This is a genomic window from Enterococcus timonensis (assembly GCF_900104595.1).
Lineage (GTDB): Bacteria > Bacillota > Bacilli > Lactobacillales > Enterococcaceae > Enterococcus_J > Enterococcus_J timonensis.
This window is the reverse complement of sequence record NZ_FNVY01000004.1, coordinates 190,048-205,426: the sequence shown is the minus strand read 5'-3', so window position 1 is coordinate 205,426 and position 15,379 is coordinate 190,048. Positions and strand designations below refer to the sequence as shown.

16 protein-coding genes and 1 riboswitch are annotated in these 15,379 nt (G+C 37.6%); of the genes, 5 read left to right on the top strand and 11 right to left on the bottom strand.

What is annotated here, in order from left to right:
- The first annotated feature begins 191 nt into the window (after positions 1–191).
- On the top strand, positions 192–1,097 hold the full coding sequence (locus BQ5341_RS05500) for an ArsR/SmtB family transcription factor (RefSeq protein WP_071131035.1): 906 nt from the start codon (positions 192–194) through the stop codon (positions 1,095–1,097).
- 319 nt (positions 1,098–1,416) lie between these two features.
- Here BQ5341_RS05500 and gpmA read toward each other — a convergent pair whose 3' ends face one another.
- The 7 genes from gpmA to rpmG form a co-directional block, all read right to left on the bottom strand.
- Positions 1,417–2,097, bottom strand: coding sequence for a 2,3-diphosphoglycerate-dependent phosphoglycerate mutase (gene gpmA / locus BQ5341_RS05495; RefSeq protein WP_071131034.1), 681 nt, complete (start codon positions 2,095–2,097; stop codon positions 1,417–1,419).
- 90 nt (positions 2,098–2,187) lie between these two features.
- Positions 2,188–3,453, bottom strand: coding sequence for a phosphopyruvate hydratase (gene eno / locus BQ5341_RS05490; protein WP_071131033.1), 1,266 nt, complete (start codon positions 3,451–3,453; stop codon positions 2,188–2,190).
- A 70-nt stretch (positions 3,454–3,523) separates the two neighbouring features.
- Positions 3,524–3,582: riboswitch (Fluoride riboswitch) on the bottom strand.
- A 290-nt stretch (positions 3,583–3,872) separates the two neighbouring features.
- A complete protein-coding gene (locus tag BQ5341_RS05485; protein ID WP_071131032.1) occupies positions 3,873–4,634 on the bottom strand; it encodes a MerR family transcriptional regulator in 762 nt (253 codons plus the stop codon).
- Between the two features lie 54 nt (positions 4,635–4,688).
- On the bottom strand, positions 4,689–5,573 hold the full coding sequence (locus BQ5341_RS05480; RefSeq protein ID WP_071131031.1) for an alpha/beta fold hydrolase: 885 nt from the start codon (positions 5,571–5,573) through the stop codon (positions 4,689–4,691).
- Between the two features lie 131 nt (positions 5,574–5,704).
- Entirely contained in the window at positions 5,705–6,247 is a 543-nt protein-coding gene (gene nusG / locus BQ5341_RS05475) for a transcription termination/antitermination protein NusG (protein ID WP_071131030.1), read from the bottom strand.
- Between the two features lie 124 nt (positions 6,248–6,371).
- Positions 6,372–6,566, bottom strand: coding sequence for a preprotein translocase subunit SecE (gene secE / locus BQ5341_RS05470; RefSeq protein WP_071131029.1), 195 nt, complete (start codon positions 6,564–6,566; stop codon positions 6,372–6,374).
- 11 nt (positions 6,567–6,577) lie between these two features.
- A complete protein-coding gene (gene rpmG / locus BQ5341_RS05465) occupies positions 6,578–6,730 on the bottom strand; it encodes a 50S ribosomal protein L33 (RefSeq protein ID WP_071131028.1) in 153 nt (50 codons plus the stop codon).
- A gap of 172 nt (positions 6,731–6,902) precedes the next feature.
- On the opposite strand from rpmG, the gene cbpA reads away from it, so the two are divergent.
- A complete protein-coding gene (cbpA, locus tag BQ5341_RS05460) occupies positions 6,903–7,544 on the top strand; it encodes a cyclic di-AMP binding protein CbpA (protein ID WP_071131027.1) in 642 nt (213 codons plus the stop codon).
- 74 nt (positions 7,545–7,618) lie between these two features.
- On the opposite strand, the gene BQ5341_RS05455 is transcribed toward cbpA, so the two are convergent.
- The gene (locus BQ5341_RS05455; protein WP_071131026.1) at positions 7,619–8,626 is read right to left on the bottom strand and encodes a diacylglycerol/lipid kinase family protein; all 1,008 of its coding nucleotides are present in this window, start codon (positions 8,624–8,626) and stop codon (positions 7,619–7,621) included.
- Positions 8,627–8,798: 172 nt separating this feature from the next.
- Between BQ5341_RS05455 and BQ5341_RS05450 the strand changes: the two genes are divergently transcribed.
- The gene (locus tag BQ5341_RS05450) at positions 8,799–9,290 is read left to right on the top strand and encodes a QueT transporter family protein (protein ID WP_071131025.1); all 492 of its coding nucleotides are present in this window, start codon (positions 8,799–8,801) and stop codon (positions 9,288–9,290) included.
- A gap of 46 nt (positions 9,291–9,336) precedes the next feature.
- On the opposite strand, the gene BQ5341_RS05445 is transcribed toward BQ5341_RS05450, so the two are convergent.
- On the bottom strand, positions 9,337–9,675 hold the full coding sequence (locus BQ5341_RS05445) for a YlbF/YmcA family competence regulator (RefSeq protein WP_071131024.1): 339 nt from the start codon (positions 9,673–9,675) through the stop codon (positions 9,337–9,339).
- A gap of 33 nt (positions 9,676–9,708) precedes the next feature.
- Positions 9,709–11,817: a PBP1A family penicillin-binding protein gene (locus tag BQ5341_RS05440; RefSeq protein ID WP_071131023.1), complete on the bottom strand. Its 2,109-nt coding sequence runs from the start codon at positions 11,815–11,817 to the stop codon at positions 9,709–9,711.
- Between the two features lie 136 nt (positions 11,818–11,953).
- On the opposite strand from BQ5341_RS05440, the gene BQ5341_RS05435 reads away from it, so the two are divergent.
- Complete coding sequence (locus BQ5341_RS05435; protein WP_071131022.1) at positions 11,954–12,811, top strand: RluA family pseudouridine synthase; 858 nt, start codon at positions 11,954–11,956, stop codon at positions 12,809–12,811.
- A 236-nt stretch (positions 12,812–13,047) separates the two neighbouring features.
- On the opposite strand, the gene argR is transcribed toward BQ5341_RS05435, so the two are convergent.
- Positions 13,048–13,509 carry an arginine repressor gene (gene argR, locus BQ5341_RS05430; RefSeq protein WP_071131021.1) on the bottom strand — a complete coding sequence of 154 codons (462 nt, stop codon included), beginning with the start codon at positions 13,507–13,509 and terminating at the stop codon, positions 13,048–13,050.
- Positions 13,510–13,674: 165 nt separating this feature from the next.
- Here argR and argS point away from each other — a divergent pair, with 165 nt between their 5' ends.
- Positions 13,675–15,363, top strand: a complete 1,689-nt coding sequence (gene argS, locus BQ5341_RS05425; RefSeq protein WP_071131020.1) for an arginine--tRNA ligase — start codon at positions 13,675–13,677, stop codon at positions 15,361–15,363.
- Positions 15,364–15,379 lie beyond the last annotated feature (16 nt).

Here is a 15,379-nt window from a genome sequence, read left to right as displayed (position 1 = left end):
TTTTAGTTAACAAAGACGTATAATTTAAAAGAAGTTAACTATCCCGTCAATACAAGTTAGAATAACAGGGTTTTCATAGTCCGTCAATACTGTTGGATAAATCTTAAACAGCTTAACATTATAGTTAACATTATGAGCATTTATATATTTCAAAAGATTGTTATTTAACTTTTTAGTAAAGGAGTTTTCTTATGATAATTGATACTTCCAAAAGTTCACTGCCGATTTTTCAAGCATTAGCCAATAAAACTCGTCTAGGAATTATTAACAACCTAGCCACTGGAGAAATGAATATTGGTGAAATTGCTAAAAAGCTTGGCATCTCCAATCCTATTACTACCCGTCATGTTCAGCAATTAGAAGAAGCTGGTATCGTCAAAACACGCCGTACCCCTGGAAAATTTGGCTTACAAAAAATTGTCTCCTTAGCTATCAGCGAAATTGATATCAATTTTCCAGAAAAAATTTTCCCGGAATACCGACTCTACGAAACCGATGTAATGCTTGGGCACTTCACCGATTACCAAGTCGAGCCTACTTGTGGCCTTGCAGATGAAAAAAACTATATTGGCTTAGTAGATCAATCTATTTCATTTCTTGACAGCCAACGAGTTAATGCTCAATTGATATGGGTAGGAAAAGGCTATTTTGAATACAAGATTCCTAATAGTATTTCTGCAGATGATCATCCCGAATTATTAGATATAAGTTTTGAAATCGCCTCAGAATTCCCAATTTCAAACAATGACTGGCCTAGTGATATCACTTATTATATTAATGGGAAAAAATTAGGAACGGATTTGGTGAAAGGAAATTATGCAGATGTCCGAGGTCGTTTAACTCCAATTTGGTGGCCTGATACTTGCAGTCAATATGGTGAGATAAAACATATACGCATCGGTCAATATGATACAAGTATCGATGGAGTTCCACTGTCGAGCGTCAATATTCACGACCTTAATTTAGAAAATACCGACTATTTTACATTTCGAATTGCTTCTGAAGAAAATACCGAACACGTGGGGGGATTAACCTTATTTGGAGAAAAATGGGGTAATCATGCGCAAAGTATTAAAGTGTTGACCTATGTAAGTTGAAATTTGGAGATAGTTAACTACTTTTGATGGGCTGCTATTTATCTTAGAACACTCAGCTAGTTTATCTTTCTTTGCCACAATAAATTTTAATTTTATTTTCAGGGATTAAATCCGTAATTTTAGGGTTTTGATTCCTTTTTTATGATTACTATTTTCCGTTGTTGTCTTAACTTGTTTACTTTATAAGGAGGAGCACATCGCTATTCTTAGTCAGCTCCTTTTTCATTTTGGAGTCCTACTATATATATCTCCAAGATGTTTTATTTTGAATTCTTTTTTTAAAAATTTACTAAGATCCGCGTCTATTCCTTTTATTCATTTAAAAATCTTTTCTCACAATTTCTTTTGAAACAATCGATAAATCCGCATCAAATTTGTAAATGATTGGTTCTCCCGTTGGAATATTCAGCTGTTCAATGTCTTCATCCGATATTCCTTCCAGATATTTGACCAACGCTCTTAAACTATTTCCATGAGCGACAACAAGCACTGTTTTATCAGCTAACAAATCTGGAACGATAAAATCTTGCCAATAAGGAATGACGCGATTCAAAGTGTCTTGCAAACTCTCGCCACCGATAAAAGATCTTTTTTCGATCTCTTTATAGCGCCTATCTTCTAATGCATTATGTAAAGTTGGTGGCCTTTTATCAAAACTTCTCCGCCATTCTTTTACTTGCTCATTACCATATTTTAAAGCAGTTTCCTCTTTATTAAGTCCCTGCAGACTTCCGTAATGCCGCTCATTCAAGCGCCAACTTTTGCCCACGGGTAAAAATAGTTGATCACTTTCTTCCAACACAATATTCGTTGTTAATATAGCTCTTGATAATATGGACGTGTGGACAGAATCGATTTCTATTTTTTCTTTTTTAAAATATTTCCCGACACTTTTTGCTTCGTCGATTCCTTTTTTGGTCAACGGGACGTCCAACCAGCCAGTAAATATATTGTCTTTATTGGCTTGACTCTCTCCGTGCCTCAGCAATATCAATTCCAATTTTCATTCTCCTTAAGTATAAATAATCCAAAAAGTTAGACTTGTATGCTAACTTTTTGGATAAATTTTTCAATGTAGACAATTTTTATTTTACTTTGGAAACTTAGCTAATTTTCCGTATCCAGCTAATTCCTCTTCAATTCTAATAAATTGATTGTATTTCTCAACTCGTTCACTTCTGGCCATTGAACCCGCTTTTATTTGTCCGGCGTTCATGGCCACGGCAAAATCAGCGATGAAAGTATCCCCCGTTTCACCAGATCTATGTGAAATCATCGTGGTGTATCCATTGGCACGGGCTAGTTTAATCGTTTCAATCGATTCAGAAACGGTCCCGATTTGATTTAGCTTAATCAAAATGGAATTTCCAATTCCTTTTTTAATTCCTTCTTTGAAAATTTCAGGATTCGTCACAAAAATATCATCGCCAACCAATTGGATACTGCTACCCATCGTTTCCGTTTGACGTTTAAATCCATCCCAATCATGTTCGCTAAATCCATCTTCAATTGAAATAATTTCCGGATATTTTTTCACGAGATTTTGATAATAAGTAAGTAGTTCCTCAGATGATAGTAATTTCCCTTCAAAATGATATTTCTTAGCTTTATCATCATAAAATTCACTAGATGCTGGGTCTAGCGCAATGGCAATTTCTTCACCTGGTGTATAGCCGGCTGTTTTTATTGCTTCAATCAGTGTCTCGATGGCTGCTTCAGTGCTTTTAAGTTTCGGCGCAAATCCACCCTCGTCGCCAACTGCTGTTTCCAATCCTTGATCGGCTAATATTTTTTTCAAAGTATGATAGACGTTGGCAACTTTTTCTACCCCATCTTTAAATGTTTCTCTTTTGACCGGCGTAATCAGAAATTCTTGAACATCGATCCCTGAATCTGCATGAACGCCGCCGTTAATAACATTAAAGAACGGTTGCGGTAATTCTAAATCAACTCCACCTAAATAACGATATAACGGAACTTTTTTACTTGCCGCAGCAGCACGAGCAACAGCCATGGAAACACCTAAAATAGCATTGGCACCCAGACGACCTTTATTTTTTGTGCCGTCAAGTTTAATCATAATTCCATCTATTTCACTTTGATTGAATGGTGATTTGCCAATCAAAGCGTCTTTGATTTCGGTATTTACATTTTCAACGGCCTTTAAAACACCTTTCCCTTGAAGCCTTTTTCCGCCATCTCTTAATTCAACCGCTTCTCGGTCTCCTGTGGACGCGCCGGAAGGAACCTCAGCTCTACCTAGTGAACCATCTGACAAATAAACATCAGCTTCCACTGTTGGATTCCCTCGTGAATCAAAAATCTCTCTTGCTTTTACATTTTCAATCATTACCATTCTTTCTTCCTCCTTATTTTAAATGAAAAATGACGCCTGCTAACATGTTTATTTGCAACAACAAATAAACATATCAGCAGGCGTCATCAGCATTTCGCGTTTATAGGGAACACCATCCCTTATTCGAAATTATCATACCACTGAATTTTTCTTTTAGCGAGTGATATGATTTTTTTATATCTGGAGACGGAACGATTCACGCTAAACAATCATTTAATTTCTTTCAATATTCCAGCCTGATAATTATCCTTAAACAATCATATTCTTGAGTTTCATCTTTACGTCAAAATTATTGCCGAGTAAAAAAAATCATTCAATGATGTACTCTACTATTCACTATTTAGTCCCAAATTTTACTGTTCGGCATATGTTTTATTAGATATAACAATTCCACTCCACCAAAACTAGCAAGACTACCTCTAACCTTCATCCGTTTGCGCAAATACTACATTATGCAAAATCTGGGCAAAATTTTCGCCGTGTTGGTCGTAATATTTTTTAAAGCGTTCATCGGATAGATACATCTCAACTAAACCGCGATGAGCCTCAATGGTGTATGTTGGCCAGGAAAATTTTAGCCAATCGCGATGGGCTTGGTAGGCAAGTTTGGCCGCTGCCCCGTGATAATCGACAGTTTTTGCCACTTGTTCTAATTGTTCCCATAGTGTTTCTTCTAGAGCGGTCATTTTTTCAACATCTGCTTGACTCAAATTGTGAAATTTTTCGTTGGATTTTTCAATCGTTTCTTTTCCGTATTTGTTGCGAATTTCTTGGCCGAATTTTTCTTCGTTTTCGGCGAGTTTTTCGGCTTTTAAGGCCGCAAATTTTTCATTATCTTGCATCTTTTTTTCTCCTTTGTGATACGCCAAGGTGTCGTCGATGGTCAAAAGCAGTCGCGCAATTTCTTCTTGTTGGGCCAATAACGTTGCCTTATGGGCGTTTAATGCGGAGGAAAAATTGAAATCTGGCGCATAAATGGCTTCTTTAATTTTTTCAAGCGGCAAATTCAGTCGTTTATAAAATAAAATCTGCTGCAGCAAATCGACTTCCTTTTGCCCGTATATGCGGTAGCCATTGCTGGCGATGCGTTTTGGTTTTAATAAACCTAATTGATCATAATAGCGCAATGTCCGGGAGCTAACGCCTGAAAGTTGGGCTAATTTATCCGTTGTATATTCCATATTTCCCCTCCTTATTCAAAAGAGTACACCTTGACGTTGCGTCAAGGTCAAGTGTTACCACAAAAAATTTTCGACTAATTGATCAACTTCTAGATTTTCATGGAGTTGTGAGTGTTGGGCGTTATTTCCAGTAATGATTTCATTTTGATAATTCAGTTGCAACGCTTGGGCGCGACTTGTTAACGCGAGGCCTGAGTTTAAAGGCACCGTGCCATCGCCATCGTTAGGATTTTCTTCATCTAGGCAACCGACAATATTCAGCCAATCAGTCTTTTGCGGAAAATTTTCTAGCAATCCTTGAAATTCAGTATAACGCGCGCTTTGATTTTGTGGTCCATTTGCTAAAATCGAATCCAGGGTTTCATCGGTATTTTGAATTTCAAATTCATTAAACGGCGCTCCGATGCTGACAAATTTTTCCACTTTGATATTAGGATCGGCCATGGTGAGTAAATACCTCAAGCCGTCAACGCCCCCCATGGAATGCCCCACCAAATTCACTTTTGTTATGCCGAGATACTGCAAAGTATTTTTTAACCATTGTGCTTGGTTCCACTCATTATTTTTATTATCAGTAAATAAAAGTTGCAAGACATCTTGATTGCCAGTTAAATCAAGATTCCCTTGCGTACTCACCGTGCCGTCTGCTGCAACTTCAATCACACCAGCAAAATGAGCTCCCACATTTCCAAGTCGATCTAGCATGCCTTGAAATGATCCTTTTGTCCCACTATAACCGTGAATAAAAATAGTTGGCGTAGAAAATGCCTCTGACATGCTATTCGAGGTCTCGTTTTCCGTATTTGAATTGGGAATGACTACACTCGTTTGACTTGTGCTGGTTTCTGTCTCCCGATTTCCCGCCGTATCTTCTTCACCTGATTGGCAGCCTGTTAAAAAAATTAAAAGTAGTCCCAAACAAAAAAATATTTTTCTCATCAGCGAACTTTCCTTTCTTTTTTACTTTCTATTTCCATAGTAAAAAAACATCCGCACTAAGCAAATCCCAAAAGTTTAGAAGTTTATTCTTACTTTTACAATTTGCTCGTTGGCGGATGTTTTTCATTTTATTAAATTTTATCGACTTGGTCAAAATCTAGTTCGGTTGGTGTATCACGGCCAAACATACTAATATTGACGATTAATTTTTCTCGATCGTGATCGATTTCGGTAATTTCACCGGAAAGACCTGAAAAGGCGCCTTCAATAATTTGCACAACTTCGCCTAAGGAAACTTTTAATTCCGTCGTACGGGTGGACATACCAAGAGATTTCAAGATGGAGTTGATTTCATCTGGCAATAGAGGTGCTGGTTTACTTCCGGCTCCGTGAGAACCCACAAATCCGGTAACGCCAGGTGTATTGCGGACCACATACCAAGAATCGTCGCTCATTAACATTTCCACTAACACATAACCAGGGAAAACTTTCCGTTTCGTTTCTTTTACTTTATCATTTTTTGTTTCAGTTTCGGTTTCTTCCGGAACAACCACGCGGTAAATGTAATCGCCCATTCCCATCGTGTGTGCCCGTGATTCAATATTCGCTTTTACTTTATTTTCATAACCTGAGTAAGTATGTAACACATACCATTGTTTTTCTAAAGATTCCATAATGCCTCCTAAAATTTTCCAAAAATAAAAAAACCTCGAGTACTCGACGTTTTTGTGCAACCAAATTATAGCACTGAAAAAAATAAAACGCAAAAAAATTTTGCGTTTTACCCCAAATGCTACCTTATTTCTTAATTAAAAGACCAATTCCTTTAGAAATTCCAAAGTCCATTACAGCAAATAACGCCGCAAAAATAATGGAAGACTCAATTACGACTAACGTATCTTTGCGCAATTGTTTTTTTGAAGGCCAAGTGACCAATTTCATTTCATTAAAGACGCTTCTAACAAAGCCAACTTTTTTTTCTTTTTCTGCCATAATGATACTCCTTATTTCGTTTCTTTATGCTCAGTGTATTTTTGACAATATTTACAAAACTTATTAATGGTTAAACGTTCATTTTTATGGCCTTCTGACACGGATTTCGTGTAATTTCTTGAGCCACAAACGGAACATGCTAAAGCTACTTTTTTCGCTGCCAAATTAACCTCCACAAACTTTACTTCATCATAAGACTATCAATTATTAGAACAACTGTCAAGCAGCAAACCGTCAATTCATAGGATTGGCGAGTAATTCTAAAAACTATTTTCAAATTCATTTTTTCTATGTTAAGATATAGCTAAAGATTAATGAGAATTTTGGAGGAAAGTCATGATATTAAAATCCATTATCACCTCAAAACAGGTGTTGACCACAGTTGACGAAACTGCAACTTTACAAGTGGCCTTAGAAGTTTTAGAAGAATCAGGATTCCGCTGCGTGCCTATTCTTGATGCTAGCGGTCAAATTTTCCGGGGAAATATTTATAAAATGCACATTTATCGCCATAAAGCCAATGGCGGCGATATGAATTTGCCGGTGACCCATTTGCTGAAAAATGCCACCAAATTTATTTATCTGGATACATCGTTCTTTAAAGTATTTTTCACGATTAAAGAATTGCCTTACATCGCCGTCCTTGATGACGAAAATCATTTCTTTGGTATTTTGACGCACTCCAAACTTTTGTCCATGCTTTCTGATGCTTGGAATGTTGATACCGGAAGTTATGTCTTAACGATTGCCTCTCCTGGAAATCGCGGCGACCTGGCACAAATTGCTAAAATTATCGCCAAATACAGCGAAATTGCTAACTGTATTACTTTAGATGTCGATCAAAAAGGGTTGAATCGCCGGACTTTGATTACTTTGCCACCTACTGTTGGTGAAGATACGTTAGAAACGATTCGCAAACATTTAGAAAAGAAACATTTTCAAATTATTGAAGTGGAAGATTTAAGAAATCCTGAATAAAAAAATTAAAGGTGAATCCTCGAAATTGGACTTGTTCCAATACCGAGGATTCACCTTTTTTTGTAGCCGATTTTTTAAAACCAAAACAGTCCATCGGTCACGCCAAAATTAAAATCATAAGCTTGTTTTTCCCAAACTTCGCCATCTAATTGGGCATATTGAGGAACAGTGGAAACTAAGCGCATGGATTTTGTTTGATAGTGATTGAAATGTTTATTTTCAAACTGTTTTTCTCTCGTTAAGTAAAATAAAATTAACCAAACAATTCTAATTAAAGCGATGCGCTCAACAATTACCACATCGAAGTTTTTTTCAAAAGGCGTGGCAGTTGGCGCAATTTTTACCCCGCCGCCAAAATACGGATGGTTCGTGGTTGTACATAAAAAAGCTTTTTTAAAATGATGTGCTTCCCCATTGATTTCAGTTAAAATAGGAAATCCTTTTTGGACAAAAAGTTGCTTTAAAATCGAGGCCATATAAGCTAGATTGCCCAAATGATATTTGTTTAGCGCTGATTTTGAGGAGCTGTCATTTGTAGCATGGACAATTGATGCATCTAGTCCAACTCCTAAATTATTCAATAAAACACCAGAGCGATTAGAAACCGCCTCTTGATAGGTCAAAAGATTGACTGTTTTCGGTGCGGTATTTTTTTGAATTTGCGCCCAAGCTTTTAAAGGATCACGCGTTAAGCCAATTCCTCTTGAAAAATCATTACCTGATCCTGATGGAATATAAGCGACTGGGATATTTAAATGATCCGGGTACAAAGCGTTCATCACCTCATGGAGCGTCCCGTCGCCACCGATAATAACTAATAGTGGAAAAACATTTTCCTCATTGGTTTCCTTTTCATTTCCCTCTATAGTTTCCTCATTATTTCCCTCTTGGGCATGCTCATTAAATACTTGTAATTGCGGGGATAATTCTTGAATAATTTCATACACATGACCAGCATACTGAGAAAAATGGGTCGAATAGCTGACAGTGTCTTTGGCAATATTTAAAATTTGTTCGGCTACTTTTTTAGCCCGGCCGCTAGCGGCGTGTTCATTTATAATAAAGTGATAGTGAATTGACATATTTAACTTCCTTTCTTACATATTATAGCAGAGAGTTTTTTCAGACAAAAGATTTTTTTTGCATTTTCCCCTAGACAGGCGCCCTATTGGCCATTACAATAGAACAAGTGCGAAAAATCGCCGCGCAGTTCATCTACCATCCTGCGTAAACAAAACTAGGAGGCATACATTTATGCAAAATACAGGAAGTAAAACGCGTCTATTAGTAGCTAATGGTTTAATCGCTGCTTTATACGTGGCACTATGTTTCATCGCCCCTGCATCAGGTGCAATTCAATTTCGGGTTTCTGAAAGTTTAAACCATTTGGTGGTTTTTAACAAGAAACTTATTTGGGGTGTCGTTCTTGGTTGTGTTATTTTCAATATCTTTTTTGGCTACGGAATTATGGATGTGATTTTTGGTGGTGGTCAAACATTACTAGCATTACTTGTCATGAGCTTTTTACATGATCGCGTAAAAAATGTTAAGACGCGTCTAGTGATCAATGTGCTTTTATTTTCAGCCAGCATGTTTTTAATTGCCATTATGTTAAATATCACAGCTGAATTGCCATTTTGGCCAACATTTGCTACTACGGCTTTAAGTGAAGCAATTATTATGACCATCTCAGCACCAATTATGTATTGGGTAGATAAGAAAGTTAATTTTCAAAAAAGATTTTAAGCAAAAAAAGGCCTGACGAAAAATTTTTCGTCAGGTCTTTTTTTATTTAATCTTGGTAAAGTTCTCGAACAGGTGTCATAATGATGCGGTTTAAATCATTAACGATTAGGCTGAAGGCTTGTTCTTTAGCCATCAAATCATTAATTAATTCATTTCCTTGGGCATTTTCAGCTGTTTCTTGTGCTTTTTTCATATCTTCTTCAGTGAATTCTTCACCAGTTTGTTGCTTAGTTTGTAATTCCATTTGCACTTGTTGGAAAGCAGAAAATAAGTTTTTGCTTTCTTCGTTTTCCGCCACAACTTCCCGGGCTTTTTTTAAAGCGATAAATTCTGGTGTTTGACGTAATTCTTGTTCCAATTGATTGGCTGTATCATAAAGATTCATTTCAACACTCCTTTTTTTCTTTTAATTATACCATTAATTTCCCGTAACGCCATCCCATAAATTCCAAAACGACTCAGTAGCACTATCTAGTCCTTCTTTGACCTTGTCGCCCCAATAACTGGCGCCTTCTTTTACTTTATCTGTAAATTCATTCCATTGACTTGGTCCATCGTCTTCAGTCGTCTCTTGAGTATTACTTTGACTGGCATCAGCGACAGTAAAATCAGTTTCATTAGTATATGGCAACATATTTTCAGCTTCACTTTTAAATACTTTTGCCAAACCTTGCGAACTAGTTGTAGTTAAAAAATGTTCCGTACTAGAATTGTCAAAGCCCATCCAAGAAGCAATCACTAAATCAGGCGTGTAGCCGACGAGCCATTGATCTTTCGTTCCTTGACCAAAACTTGTTTCCGTTGAACCAGTTTTTCCGGCCATCGTGTAGCCGTATGGTTGCGCGTTGACGCCGGTCCCTGTAGAAAAAACACCTTGCAACATGCTTGTCATTTCTTCAGCAACTTTTTTAGTGGTCACTTGTTTTGTCTCTGGATCGGCTGTCGCTACGACTGCGCCGGTTGAGTCAACTATTTTTTCAATAAAATATGGTTCAATTCTAACGCCGTCGTTGGCAAAAACGCCGTAAGCAGCCGCCATGGTTTTTGGCGAAACACCGGTAGTAAGTCCGCCTAATGCCAACCCGTAATATCGATCACTTTCTTTTAAATTTAAACCAAAGTCTTGCGCTTTTTTAAAACCAGTATCTAGTCCGACTTCATGTAATAACCAAACCGCTGGCATATTTGTAGAATTAGCTAGCGCTTGATACATGGGCATTTCACCAGAATAAGTATCGCCTAAATTATTCCCTTCTGGATAATAATCTTGTTTTTCATCTTGGACAAGATCATCAGGCGTAAAGCCGGCTTCTAAAGCTGGCGTGTAAGAAACGAGTGGTTTAATCGTTGAACCTGGTGGCACTTGCGCCATGGTGGCGCGATTAAATCCTAAGAAAACATGTTCGTTGCGCCCGCCAACTACCGCTAAGACGCCGCCAGTTGCAGGATTTATAGCTACAGATCCAGCTTGAACCATTTCGCCATCTGTAGCATTTTCTGGAAAAAGATTGGCATTATCAAATGTTTGTTGCATCCCACTTTGAATATTTTGTCCTAGTGAAGTGTAAATTTTATAGCCTTTATTAAGCAAATTAGTTTCTGAAATACCATATTTTTCTTCCGCCTCACGAATGACTTCATCGAAAAACCACGGATATTTATAACCGGCACCACTGCCAGCATACGTGTCATGGAGTAAACTTTCGACAGGAATGGCTTCTTCTTGGGTGGCGGTATCTTGGGTGATGATATTTTGCGAAACCAAAACCCCTAATACTGTTGCCCGACGATCAGTAGCATTATTAGGATTGTCGATGGGATTATAAATCCCCGGACCTTTTAACATCCCTACTAATAACGCCGCTTCTCCCATGGAAACCTCGGCGGCGGATTTACCAAAATATTTTTGGCTGGCATCTTCCACACCCCAAACACCGTTCGCAAAATAAGCATTGTTCAAATACATCGTTAAAATATCTTCTTTAGAATAATTTTTTTCAATTTCAATGGCCAAAAATAATTCTTTAGCTTTCCGGTCAAATGTTTGCTTTTGAGTGAGATAAGCATTTTTAGCCAGCTGCTGGGTAATCGTCGAACCACCACCGGTAATGTGTCCACTAGTAATTAGGCTCAATCCGGCGCGGGCAATCCCTTTAAGATCGTAGCCGTGATGTTGATAAAAATCTCGATCTTCGGTGGCGACCACCGTTTTTTGAATATTTTCTGAAATTTGATCCAGTTCCACGTAGCTTCCTTTTTGTCCGTATAAAGTACCGGCCAAATCTTCATCTTTATCATAAACGGTAGTAACTTGCTGCAGACCAGATTTTAACGTGGCCACATTGGCTTGTTTGGCTAAATAAAATAAATAAATACTAGTTACTAAGACCAAACTCAGCATGACTAAAAGAAAAATTTTATGAATATGATATTTTTTCCAAATCCGTTTGCGACTTTGATGTAATTTTTTTAATCGCGGTTTTAATCCTTGCCAAAAATTAGCTAAGGTTGATTTTATTTTATCCAAAAGTTTGCTCCTTTATTTACAAAAAAATATGCTATACTTTTGATACTTGCTGGATTTTAGCATAGCATGTCTGATATTTTTTTTCAAAAATCAAGAAAAAATTTAACGATAAATTTACTATTTGAAAGGAGCTTTCATGCAGATTACTGTAGTTGTTTCCGTCGATTCTCCAAAAGAACTCACTAATTATCTTCAAGAAGAATTATTATTACCAAAAAAAGTGCGCCATTTTTTACGCATGAGAAAAAATGTTTTAGTTAACGGCGAAGTACGGCCATTTCAAACAATTGTTCATCGTGGCGATATTTTAACACTGACTTTTTTAGCTGAAGATTATGATGTCCCCAATATTACTTTAGGACAGTCGGAGCGCTTGAATGTTGTTTGGGAAGATGAACATCTGTTAGCGGTGGATAAACCTGCCGGACAAAAAACGCATCCTAATGAGCCTGCAGAAAATGATACTTTACTAAATGATGCGGCGGCTTATTTGCAAGCGCAAGGAAAATATCCTTATGTCGTTCATCGTCTGGATAAAGAAACTAGTGGACTCGTTTTGCTAGCTAAAGATCCAGTGATTTTGCCGATTTTAGGACGCATGTTAGAAAAAAGAGAAATCAAACGGGTCTATCAAGCAAAAGTTGTCGGCACGATTATTCACGATCTGACCTTAGATATGCCAATTGGACGAGACCGTCACGACCGGCGCAAACGCGTCGTTGATTTGAAAAATGGTCAAAGCGCGGTTACGCATGTTACAGTAGATAAAATTTTGTCAAAAGAAACGTGGGTCACCTGCTCACTAGAAACTGGCCGCACCCATCAAATCCGCGTCCATCTAAGTTCCAATGGACATCCGGTAGTAGGAGATTCTCTGTATAATCCTAAAGCAAAACCTGACGACGCTCTAGCTTTACGGGCAGTGAGTTTAAGTTTTATTCACCCGTTTACGAAAGAGAAAATTACTGTAAATGTAGAGGGAATTTTTTTATAAGCGTAAATAAACACGACCGCCAATGAAGGCAGTCGTGTTTATTTATTAAAAATCATAATTTTATCTACTAAATATCGAGGAAATTCGTTTGCCGCAAACAAAATTCATGTTAGCAAGTTTTACTACTTCCCTCCTGACAATCCTGCCCAAATTTGAAAGCAAATATTTTCTTGTCGAGTGGTGTCAACTGTTAGTTGTCAACCACTCTTTAACTAAAATTCGTTTTCTCCCATAAGTTATAAGCTGTGAATCTCTTCAATCTGCTCTGCCAAAACTTTCGCTTCTTCGACACTTTTTGAAATAATTAACAGCGTGTCGGTTCCAGCCATGGTGGCAACAATTTCTGCTAATTGCATTTCGTCAATAACGGCTGCTACAAAATCGGCTGCACCGGTTGTAGTGTGCAAGATCGTCATAAATTCTACTCGGTCAATTTTCAAAACATTTTCTTGAATCGTTTCTTGCAAATGATTGGACTGCACCGGCGAATTTTCTTTTTTTTGATACATTTGATAAATAGTTTTCCCGTTATCTAGATGATTTTTGACAATATGTAATTCACGAATATCACGAGAAATCGTGGCCTGCGTGGCAGTGACCCCTTCTTGTTTCAATAGTTGCAACAATTCTTCTTGGGTTTGTAGCTCATTTTCCGTCACTAATTGGGCAATCAAAGTTCTCCGCTGATCTTTATTCATCCAAACACCCCTTTTAAGCAAATTATAACAAAAAAAACGCTTTTTGTCCTGACAATTTAGGCGGAAAAACTAGGCAAAATCAGTATTTATTGCTATAATAACCAAGAATTGTTAAAACGTTGAAGTCTTTCTTGTAAAGACTCTTTTTATTTATGGGGGAAAAAAATGGAAGAAAAAAAAATCGTCGCCAGTGCCTTGCAACAAGCAATACCTGAGTTAGACGCTGAAAAAATTATGCAATTACTGGAAACACCCAAAGTTGCCACACACGGCGATTGGGCTTTTCCAACATTTTCACTAGCCAAATTATGGCATAAAGCTCCAAATATTATTGCTTCAGAATTAGTCGAAAAAATTTCTAGTCCCGATTTTGAACAAGTCAAAGCAGTGGGTCCTTACTTGAATTTCTTTTTAAACAAAGAAAAATTTTCCCAACTGACCTTGCATGATATTGTAGTGAAACAAGATCGTTTCGGCGATACGACGATTGGCGACAAACAAGTAGTAACGATTGATATGTCTAGTCCAAATATCGCCAAACCGATTTCCATGGGTCATTTGCGCTCGACAGTTATCGGTAATTCCTTAGCCAATATTTTTCAAAAAATCGGATACGCACCTTTTAAAATTAATCATTTAGGCGATTGGGGCACGCAATTTGGTAAACTGATCGTGGCTTATCAAAAATGGGGTTCAGAAGACGCCGTTAAGGCCAATCCGATTCAAGAACTGTTGCGCCTTTATGTAGAATTTCATGAACGGGCTGAAGAAGACGACTCTCTTAATGATGAAGCGCGCGCTTGGTTTAAAAAACTCGAAGAAAATGATCCTGATGCGATGTATTTGTGGTCATGGTTCCGAGAAGAATCGTTAAAAGAATTTCACAAAATTTATGATTTGTTAGGCGTTGATTTTGATTCTTACAACGGCGAAGCATTTTACAATGATAAAATGGATGCTGTCATCGATCTTTTAGAAGAAAAACATTTATTGAAAACCGATCAAGGGGCCGAAATTGTTGATTTAAGCAAATATGATTTAAATCCTGCTCTAATTAAAAAATCAGACGGCGCTACGTTATATATTACGCGGGATTTAGCGGCGGCCATTTATCGGAAAGAAACTTACAACTTTGCCAAATCACTTTATGTGGTGGGTAATGAACAAAGCATTCATTTCCGCCAGCTCAAAGCCGTCTTAACTGAACTTGGTTTGGATTGGGCGCAAGATATTTATCATATTCCTTTTGGTTTGATTACTTCCGGCGGTAAAAAATTATCAACTCGTAAAGGGAAAATTATTTTACTAGAAGAAGTGTTAAATGAAGCGACAGCTGATGCTTTGAAACAAATTGAAGAAAAAAATCCGAATTTGGCTCATAAAGAAGAAGTTGCCCGTCAAGTCGGCGTTGGCGCCGTTATTTTCCACGATTTGAAAAATGATCGCCTGAACAACTTTGACTTTGATTTAGCCGAGGTCGTCCGCTTTGAAGGCGAAACTGGACCATACGTACAATATACGTATGCTCGCAGCCAATCCATTTTGCGTAAAGCAAAATTTACTCCCTCAGCTGACGAAAATTATGCTTTAGCCGACGACAACGCTTGGGAAGTGATCAAGTTGTTGCAAAGTTATCCAGATACCATTTTAAAAGCTGCGGATAAATTTGAACCTTCTGTCATCGCCAAACATGCCATCGCCTTAGCTCAAGCTTTTAACAAATATTATGGTAATGTCAAAATTTTAACCGACGATGCCCAAAAAAATGCGCGTTTAGCGTTAGTTTACGCTGTTGCGACGATTTTAAAAGAAGATTTGCGACTCTTAGGCTTACAAGCGCCTGCTGAAATGTAAAATCAGACTTTAGTAT

Bases quoted from the DNA above. Each gene is read 5' to 3' on its own strand.
- secE (WP_071131029.1), bottom strand. From the start codon at position 6,566: ATGGCAGAAAAAGAAAAAAAAGTTGGCTTTGTTAGAAGCGTCTTTAAT.
- BQ5341_RS05450 (WP_071131025.1), top strand. From the start codon at position 8,799: ATGCAAAATACAGGAAGTAAAACGCGTCTATTAGTAGCTAATGGTTTA.
- BQ5341_RS05455 (WP_071131026.1), bottom strand. From the start codon at position 8,626: ATGTCAATTCACTATCACTTTATTATAAATGAACACGCCGCTAGCGGC.
- argS (WP_071131020.1), top strand. From the start codon at position 13,675: ATGGAAGAAAAAAAAATCGTCGCCAGTGCCTTGCAACAAGCAATACCT.
- BQ5341_RS05445 (WP_071131024.1), bottom strand. From the start codon at position 9,675: ATGAATCTTTATGATACAGCCAATCAATTGGAACAAGAATTACGTCAA.
- nusG (WP_071131030.1), bottom strand. From the start codon at position 6,247: ATGGAATCTTTAGAAAAACAATGGTATGTGTTACATACTTACTCAGGT.
- BQ5341_RS05435 (WP_071131022.1), top strand. From the start codon at position 11,954: ATGCAGATTACTGTAGTTGTTTCCGTCGATTCTCCAAAAGAACTCACT.
- cbpA (WP_071131027.1), top strand. From the start codon at position 6,903: ATGATATTAAAATCCATTATCACCTCAAAACAGGTGTTGACCACAGTT.
- BQ5341_RS05480 (WP_071131031.1), bottom strand. From the start codon at position 5,573: ATGAGAAAAATATTTTTTTGTTTGGGACTACTTTTAATTTTTTTAACA.
- eno (WP_071131033.1), bottom strand. From the start codon at position 3,453: ATGGTAATGATTGAAAATGTAAAAGCAAGAGAGATTTTTGATTCACGA.
- argR (WP_071131021.1), bottom strand. From the start codon at position 13,509: ATGAATAAAGATCAGCGGAGAACTTTGATTGCCCAATTAGTGACGGAA.
- BQ5341_RS05500 (WP_071131035.1), top strand. From the start codon at position 192: ATGATAATTGATACTTCCAAAAGTTCACTGCCGATTTTTCAAGCATTA.
- BQ5341_RS05485 (WP_071131032.1), bottom strand. From the start codon at position 4,634: ATGGAATATACAACGGATAAATTAGCCCAACTTTCAGGCGTTAGCTCC.